Origin of the sequence: Actinoallomurus acaciae, from assembly GCF_042429965.1 — a bacterium.
In the GTDB taxonomy this organism is placed as follows: Bacteria; Actinomycetota; Actinomycetes; order Streptosporangiales; family Streptosporangiaceae; genus Actinoallomurus; species Actinoallomurus acaciae.
Map to the genome: position 1 here is coordinate 1 of NZ_JBHLZP010000391.1, position 7,656 is coordinate 7,656.

Here is a 7,656-nt window from a genome sequence, read left to right on the forward strand (position 1 = left end):
GGTGCGGGGCAGCACGCCCGCGCCGGTCGGGTCGGCGTCCGCGCCGCCGCCCCGCAGGCGGGCGTCGACGTCGGCGGCGGCGACCTTCTCGGTGACCTCGATCCGGTCGGGCAGCGCCGGACGGCCGGGGCCGTTTCTCCACTCGGGGTTGCGGACGAGGGTGAAGCCCTCGCCGATGTCGTTCTCGGCGAAGCGGTACGGCCCGGTGGAGAGGGGATGCCTCTCATACCTTCGTCTCGTGTCGGCGTCGCGCGGCACGGGCGCGGTCTGGGGGCTCGTCACCAGGTGGTCGAAGTCGGCGAACGGGTGGTTGAGGTGGAAGACGACGGTGCGGTCGTCGGGCGTCGTGACGCCGGTGAAGTGGTCGAGGTCCGCGTCCAGGTACGGGCCCCAGTAGGTCCCGGACAAGACGTCGCGCAGGTCGTGCGGGCCGTCGCCCAGCTCGGCGGTGTAGTTGCTGCGCGCGACCGCGTACCTGACGTCCTGCGCGCGTACGGCGCGGCCGTTCTCGTACGTCAGGCCGGAGCGGAGCCGGTAGGTCCAGGTGCGGCCACCGTCGCTGGGCCTGCCGAGCCCCTCGGCCAGGTCGGGCACGACCCGCAGCCCGGCGGCGCCGGGGGCGGAGGCGTAGGTGACGAGCGAGCGCGCGTAGAGACGGGCCAGGTCCGCGCCGTAGGCGAAGCCGAGGTCGCCGGGGTCCAGCGAGACCGGCGCGTCGGTCATGAGGAGCCGCAGCGTGCCGCCGCGGCTCGACGAGGGGTGCACGGTCCGCGTCGACGCCTCGTCGAACGTGGTGTCCGCCCGGACCGTCTCGCCCCGCCCGCCGCCGCACCCGGCCAGGCCGAGTACGAGCACCGCCGCACATGCCGCGAATCTGCCTGTCACCCGTAAATCATTGCAACCAGTGCATCATTGCACCAAGCGCACGAAGTGAGACGTTCACCACGCGCGGCGGCCGGTCACGCGAGACCGGCGGCCTTGGCGACGCGGTCCTCGGCGTCCGACGGGGCGTTCTCCGGGAAGTGGCAGGCGACCTGGTGGCCCGGCTTCAGCTCCACCATCGGCGGCTCGACCTGGCCGCACACCTCTTGGGCCTTCCAGCAGCGCGTGTGGAAACGGCACGCCGGCGGCGGGTTCAGGGGGCTGGGCACGTCGCCCTGCAACCGGATGCGCTCGCGTCCGCCGCGGGCGCTCGGGTCCGGCACCGGAACCGCCGACAGCAGCGCCACCGTGTACGGGTGCATCGGGCCGGCGTACAGGCTCTCGTTGTCGGCCAGCTCCACCATCTTGCCCAGGTACATCACCCCGACCTGGTCGGAGATGTGCCGGACCACCGACAGGTCGTGGGCGATCACCACGTACGTCAGGTGGAACTCGTCCTGCAGGTCCTCCAGCAGGTTGACGACCTGCGCCTGGATGGAGACGTCCAGCGCCGACACCGGCTCGTCCGCCACGATGAGCTTCGGCCGCAGCGCCAGCGTGCGGGCGATGCCGATGCGCTGCCGCTGGCCGCCGGAGAACTCGTGCGGATACCGGTTGTAGTGCTCGGGGTTGAGGCCCACCACGTCGAGCAGGTCCTGCACCGCCTTCTTCACGCCCGCCTCGGTCGCCACGTTCTGCAGGCGGAACGGGGCGCCGACGATCGAGCCGACCGTCTTTCGCGGGTTCAGCGACGAGTACGGATCCTGGAAGATCATCTGGATGTCGCGGCGCAGCGGGCGCATCGTGCCCTGCGACACGTGGGTGATGTCGTGGCCCTCGAAGACGATGCGGCCGTCCGTCGGCTCCAGCAGGCGGGTGATCATGCGGCCGGTGGTCGTCTTGCCGCAGCCGGACTCCCCCACCAGGCCCAGGGTCTGACCCGCACGGACGGTGAAGTCGACGCCGTCGACGGCCTTGACGGCGCCCACCTGACGTCTGACGATCGCACCGCGGGTCACCGGGAAGTGCTTGCGCAGCCCGCTGACCTCCAGCAGAACATCATCCTCCGGGCCCGACGGCCGCGGCTCCTCCACCACCGTCGTGTCAGGTGTCGTCACCATGTCTCCCGCGGTCTCCTCGTTCAAAGCTTCGGCCGTACCTCTTCGTCCCAGAGGCGCCGCCGGTCCTGGCGGTCCAGGTGGCAGGCGACCCGGTGCCCGGGGGAGACCTCGCGCAGCTCCGGGCGCTCGGTCTCGCTGCGGCCCTGGTTCAGCTCCGCATACGCGCAGCGGGGGCTGAACGCACAGCCCTGCGGCACGTTGATCAGGCTGGGCGGGCTGCCCTTGATCGGCAGGAGCCGCTCGGAGCGGTCCCGGTCCAGGCGGGGCATCGAGCCGAGCAGGCCCCAGGTGTAGGGGTGCTCGGGCGCATGGAAGATCTCCTCCACGTCGCCGTACTCCACGCATCGGCCGCCGTACATCACGAGGATGTCGTCGGACAGCTCGGCGACCACGCCGAGGTCGTGGGTGATGATGATGACCGCGGAGTTGAACTCCTGCTGCAGGTCGCGGATCAGGTCGAGGATCTGCGCCTGCACGGTCACGTCGAGGGCCGTCGTGGGCTCGTCGGCGATGAGCAGCTCCGGGTCGCACGACAGCGCCATCGCGATCATCGCGCGCTGGCGCATGCCGCCGGAGAACTGGTGCGGATAGTCGTCGACCCGCCGGTCCGGCTGCGGGATGCCGACGCGGTCGAGCATGTCGATGGCGTGCTTGCGGGCGACCTGCTTGGAGACGTCGTTGTGCAGGCGGTACGCCTCGATGATCTGCGCGCCGATGGTGTAGAAGGGGTGCATCGACGACAGCGGGTCCTGGAAGATCATGGACATCTTCCGCCCGCGCATGCGCCGCACCTGGTCGGCCGACGAGCCGACGATCTCCTGGCCGTCCAGCCAGATCTCGCCGGAGACCCGGGCGTTCTTGCGGTTGTGCAGGCCCAGCAGGCCCAGGCTGGTCACGCTCTTGCCCGAGCCGGACTCCCCGACGATGCCGAGCGTACGGCCGCGCTCCAGCGAGAAGGACAGCCCGTCGACCGACCGGACCAGGCCGTCGTCGGTCGGGAAGTGGATGCGCAGGTCGCGTACCTCCAGGAACGCCTGCGGCGCCTGCACCGTGGCCTCCGGCTCGGTCATGAGACCTCCTTCGCCGGAGGGTGTGCGACCACCGGGGCGCGCCTTTCGATTCCCTCGCTCCGCTCGGTCACGAGATCCTCACCCTCGGGTCGATCACCGCGTACAGGACGTCAACGACGAGGTTGGCGATCACGATGAAGAACGCTCCGATCATCACGACGCCGAGGACCCGTGGCAGGTCGTTGTTGTTGATCGAGTCGATCGCGAACTTGCCGAGCCCCGGCAGGGAGAAGGTGCCCTCGGTCAGCACCGCGCCGCCGAGCAGGGTGCCCAGGTCGATGCCGAAGATGGTCAGCACGGGCGTCAGGGTGGCCCGCAGCGCGTGCCGGACGATCACGACCCGTTCGGGCAGGCCCTTGGCCCGCGCCGTGCGGATGTAGTCCTCCCCCATCGTCTCCAGCATTCCGGCACGGGTCAGCCGCGCGTACAACGCGCCCTGCAGGAACGCCAGCGTGACCCATGGCAGGACGAGGTTGGCGGCCCAGGTCGCCGGGTTCTGGGTGAACCCGACGTAGGTGCCGGCGCCGGGGAACCACTGCAGGTGGTCCCGGAAGATCGCCAATGACAGCAGCCCGGTGAAGAAGATCGGCAGCGACACCCCGGCGAGGGCGACGCCCATCGACACCCGGTCGACCGCGCTGCCCCGCTTGAGCGCGGAGATCACGCCGGTGGTCACGCCGAACACCAGCCAGATCACCGCCGCGCCGCCCGCGAGGGACAGCGTGACCGGCAGCCGGTCGAGCAGGTCCGGCCAGACCGGCGTCTGGTTGATGAAGGAGTAGCCGAAGCACGGCGGCCCGCAGTACACCTTCGAGGGGCCGAAGTCGTAGTGCGCCCCGACGATGATGCCCTTGACGAAGTTCCAGTACTGGACCGCCACCGGCCGGTTCAGGCCGAGCCGGATCTCCACCTCGTGGATCGCCTGGGGGCCGGCGCTCTTGCCCACGTAGCGCGAGGCCAGGTCCGCGCTGCTCGCGCCGGTCAGCCTCGGGACGAGGAAGAAGATGGCGAACGTCACCATGCTCACGATGATGAGCAGGGCGATGGCGGCGAGCAGTCGCCGGATGAGGAAGTTGACCACAGTGCCCGGCTGCGGTGGACGGCGGGCCGGTTGGCTCCCCGCCGTCCACCGATGCCTTCACCTGCCTTCTATGGACGGTTCTTTCCGACGGCTACTTCACGCCCAGCTGGACGTAGTCGTAGAAGCCGTTGAGGCCCTGGTTGACGTACGCGTTCTTCACCGAGGGCGGCCGGTAGAGCAGGTGCTTCTCGTCCAGGAACGGCACGATGTAGGCGTCGTCCATGACCTTCGCGTCGATCTGGGCCCACAGGGATCCGCGCGCGGTCGTGTCGGCGGTCACCGCCGCCTTGTCGAGCAGCTGGTCGACGGCCGTGTCCTTCACACCGAGGTTGGTATTGCCCGCGGCCCGGATGACGCGGCTGTCGACGATCTGCTGGAGGTACCCGAAGCCCTCCGGCCAGTCGGCGCCCCACGACATCATGATCAGACCGAGGCCGTTCTTCTTCACGTAGTCCGGGTTTCCGGCGTACAGCTTGAAGTAGTCGCCCGTGGGGTACTTCTTGATCTCGGCCTTGATGCCGACCTTCTGCAGGCCCTGCTGGAGGGCGAGAGCGGCGTTGATCTCCTTCGGGCGCTCGGTGCGCGCGGAGATCACCGTGCTGAAGCCGTTCGGCTTGCCGCACGCCTGCAGCTCCTGCTTGGCCTTGGCCACGTCACCGTGGTTGCCCGGCCCGGAGGGGTAGGGGTTGATGTCCTGGTTGCCGGGGATCAGCGGCATCATCAGGTGGGTCGCGATGTCACCGCCGGACAGCGGGCCTCCGTAGGCGGTCTGCATCGCCTGCTTGTCGGTGGCGTACTCCACGGCCTTGCGGCAGTGGACGTTGTCGAACGGCGGCACCGAGGAGGAGACCGCCACGTAGTCCAGCCGGGCGGTCGCCGCCGAGTCGGCGTTCTTCTTCAGGTTGGGGTTCGACTGGACCTTGGCCGCGGCGGCGGCCCCCAGTCCCAGACCCTGGATGTCCATGTCCGCCGACCCGGCGATCAGGCGGTTGTCCAGGTCGTCGGCGTTGACGCCGATCTGCACCTGGATACGGTCCGGCAGCTGCTTGCGGTTCGGGTCCGTGCTGGGGTCCCAGTTGGTGTTGCGGACCAGGTTCAGCTGCTTGCCCGGCGTGTAGCTCTCGAACTTGTACGGCCCGGTGGACACCGGGTGCAGCTTGTAGTTCGTGCCCGTGTCCTTCGCCTGCGGCACCGGGATGGTGGCCGGCAGCATGGCGAGGTAGTCGAAGCCGGCGAACGCCTTCTTCAGGTGGAAGATGATGGTGTTGTCGTCCGGCGTCTCGACCGCCTTCAGACCGAGCTTGCCCGGGGTCTTGTCCTTGTACGGAGTGGTGTAGCCCTTGGTGTCGAGGAAGTCACCGAAGTACGTCGGCCCGTCCGGGAACGTGTTCTTGTCCAGCGTGCGCTCGACGTCGTACTTGACGTCCTGGGCGCGCACCGGCGTGCCGTCCTCGTACTTGACACCCGGCTTGAGCTTGTACGTCCAGGTCTTGAAGTCGGCGCTGTGCTGACCGAGGTTCTGGGCCAGGTCGGGGACCAGCTGCAGGCCCTCCTTGCCGGGCACGGTCTTGAACATCGTCAGCGCCCGGCCGTACAGGCGGATGAAGTCCCAGGACCACCCGTAGTAGGTGTCGGCCGGGTCGGTGCTGTCCCACTCGACGGCGTTGCCGATGCGGAGCGTGCCGCCGGTCTTGGTCGAGGGGTTCACCACCGAGGTGTTGCCCTCGCCGAACTTGCCGTTCCCTCCGGTACTGCTGTTGGAACCGCCGGTGCCGCCGCACGCGGCCAAGGCGAGGGCGAGCGCGGCGCCCACCGCCACAAGAGGCGTTCTTCTCCTCATTTGGTTGTCTTCCTCCTTGGGGAACGACATTGAGAGTCGGTCCGATCGGCACATGTGAGATCAGCGGGCACGGGGGTCGAGGGCATCGCGCAGCCCGTCGCCGAACAGGTTGAAGGCGAGAACGGTGACAAAGATCGCCAGACCTGGGACGATCATGAACCACGGATCGACCGAATAGATCGGGACCGCCTGGGCGAGCATGCCGCCCCACGTGGGCGTCGGCTCGTTGACGCCCACGCCGAGATAGGAGAGCGCCGCCTCGAACAGGATGTTCGTGGGGATCAGCAGCGTGGAGTACACCAGGATCGGCGCGAAGAGGTTCGGCAGCAGCTCGCGGAACAGGATGTACGGCGCCCGCGCGCCCATCGCCCGCGCGGCGTCGACGAACTCGCGCTCGCGCAGCGACAGCGTCTGGCCGCGGATGATGCGGCCGATGTAGGCCCAGTTGAAGAACCCGATGATGAAGATCAGCAGGCCGATGCGCAGCCCGTTGCCGGACAGCCCGAACACCTTGCCCTGCACCACGCCGGCGAGCGCGATGGCGAACAGCAGGAGCGGGAAGGCCAGGAAGACGTCCATCGCGCGGGCGATCACGGTGTCGACCCAGCCGCCGAAGTAGCCGGCGACGATGCCGAGGACCGAACCGATGACGACCGACAGCAGCGTCGCGAGGAAGGCGATGAGCAACGAGATCCGGGCGCCGTAGACGATCCGGCTGAAGATGTCGCGGCCGTTCGTCGGCTCGACGCCGAGCAGGTACTTTCCGCTGATGCCCGAGTGCCAGGGCCCGTGCAGCGGGCGCTGGAGGTTCGGGTCGATGAGGTCCTGGTGGAACTCGCTCGTCGGGTGGCCGAACCAGGAGGTCAGCAGGGGCGCGAAGATCGCCATGACGATCAGCAGGAGCACCAGGACGCCGCCGGCCATGGCCACCTTGTCGCGCCGGAGCCGCATCCAGGCGATCTGTCCGAGCGAGCGGCCCTCGACCTTGCCGCCCATTCCCGCGAGCACGGCCTCAGGCTGCGCCTCCGCCTCGGAACCGGACACCTCGATCGGTGCGGTCACGGCGCCTCCTTCGTCGGCACCGTGACCAAGGTGCAGTGTTGAACGGTTCCCTCGCTGCGCTCGGTCACGGCGCCTCCTTCGTCGGCACCGTGACCAAGGTGCAGTGTTGAACCGTTCCCTCGCTGCGCTCGGTCACCAGGGGTACCTCCCACGCTCGGCGGCGTTGCCGTCAACGGGGCTACCGGTCACCCATATGCGAAACAGGACATATGAGGCCCATACGCGCCCATTGGAGAGGGAACCTACCTCTCCCGGGACGACTCTCATGCCCGGGAGCAGGTCGGCGCTAGTACCCGTGTCTCGATTGTGATCTCGTCGTCACCAAGGCCACATTCGGTGTTACACGTTCGTGAACATGTGCATGGACGACGTCACACGCGCGTCACACCAGTCACGTGTTTCCGCAGGTCATCAACTGATTCCGCGGTTCTTCAAGATCTGCTCGATCTCGGCCAGATCGGGGTCGGCCGCCGCCTGCCGCCCCTCGACCGCGGGCTTGGCCCGGCCCTTCGGCGCCGCCTTGGGCGCGCCGCCGGAGCCGCCGCGACCGGACTCGACACG

Annotated in this window: 6 protein-coding genes; all 6 read right to left on the reverse strand. The window is 68.7% G+C overall.

Annotated features, from left to right (window positions below; all coding sequences use genetic code 11):
• A partial coding sequence (locus ACFFNX_RS35705) for an ABC transporter substrate-binding protein (protein WP_378210383.1) occupies positions 1-885 on the reverse strand: 885 nt, incomplete at its 3' end.
• 74 nt (positions 886-959) lie between these two features.
• Entirely contained in the window at positions 960-2,042 is a 1,083-nt protein-coding gene (locus tag ACFFNX_RS35710; protein ID WP_378210385.1) for an ABC transporter ATP-binding protein, read from the reverse strand.
• A gap of 20 nt (positions 2,043-2,062) precedes the next feature.
• Complete coding sequence (locus ACFFNX_RS35715; protein ID WP_378210388.1) at positions 2,063-3,112, reverse strand: ABC transporter ATP-binding protein; 1,050 nt, start codon at positions 3,110-3,112, stop codon at positions 2,063-2,065.
• Between the two features lie 67 nt (positions 3,113-3,179).
• On the reverse strand, positions 3,180-4,193 hold the full coding sequence (locus ACFFNX_RS35720) for an ABC transporter permease (RefSeq protein ID WP_378210389.1): 1,014 nt from the start codon (positions 4,191-4,193) through the stop codon (positions 3,180-3,182).
• A 91-nt stretch (positions 4,194-4,284) separates the two neighbouring features.
• On the reverse strand, positions 4,285-6,033 hold the full coding sequence (locus ACFFNX_RS35725; protein ID WP_378210391.1) for an ABC transporter substrate-binding protein: 1,749 nt from the start codon (positions 6,031-6,033) through the stop codon (positions 4,285-4,287).
• Between the two features lie 60 nt (positions 6,034-6,093).
• Positions 6,094-7,095, reverse strand: coding sequence for an ABC transporter permease (locus tag ACFFNX_RS35730; protein ID WP_378210392.1), 1,002 nt, complete (start codon positions 7,093-7,095; stop codon positions 6,094-6,096).
• Positions 7,096-7,656 lie beyond the last annotated feature (561 nt).

Bases quoted from the DNA above. Each gene is read 5' to 3' on its own strand.
- ACFFNX_RS35710 (WP_378210385.1), bottom strand. From the start codon at position 2,042: ATGGTGACGACACCTGACACGACGGTGGTGGAGGAGCCGCGGCCGTCG.
- ACFFNX_RS35715 (WP_378210388.1), bottom strand. From the start codon at position 3,112: ATGACCGAGCCGGAGGCCACGGTGCAGGCGCCGCAGGCGTTCCTGGAG.
- ACFFNX_RS35725 (WP_378210391.1), bottom strand. From the start codon at position 6,033: ATGAGGAGAAGAACGCCTCTTGTGGCGGTGGGCGCCGCGCTCGCCCTC.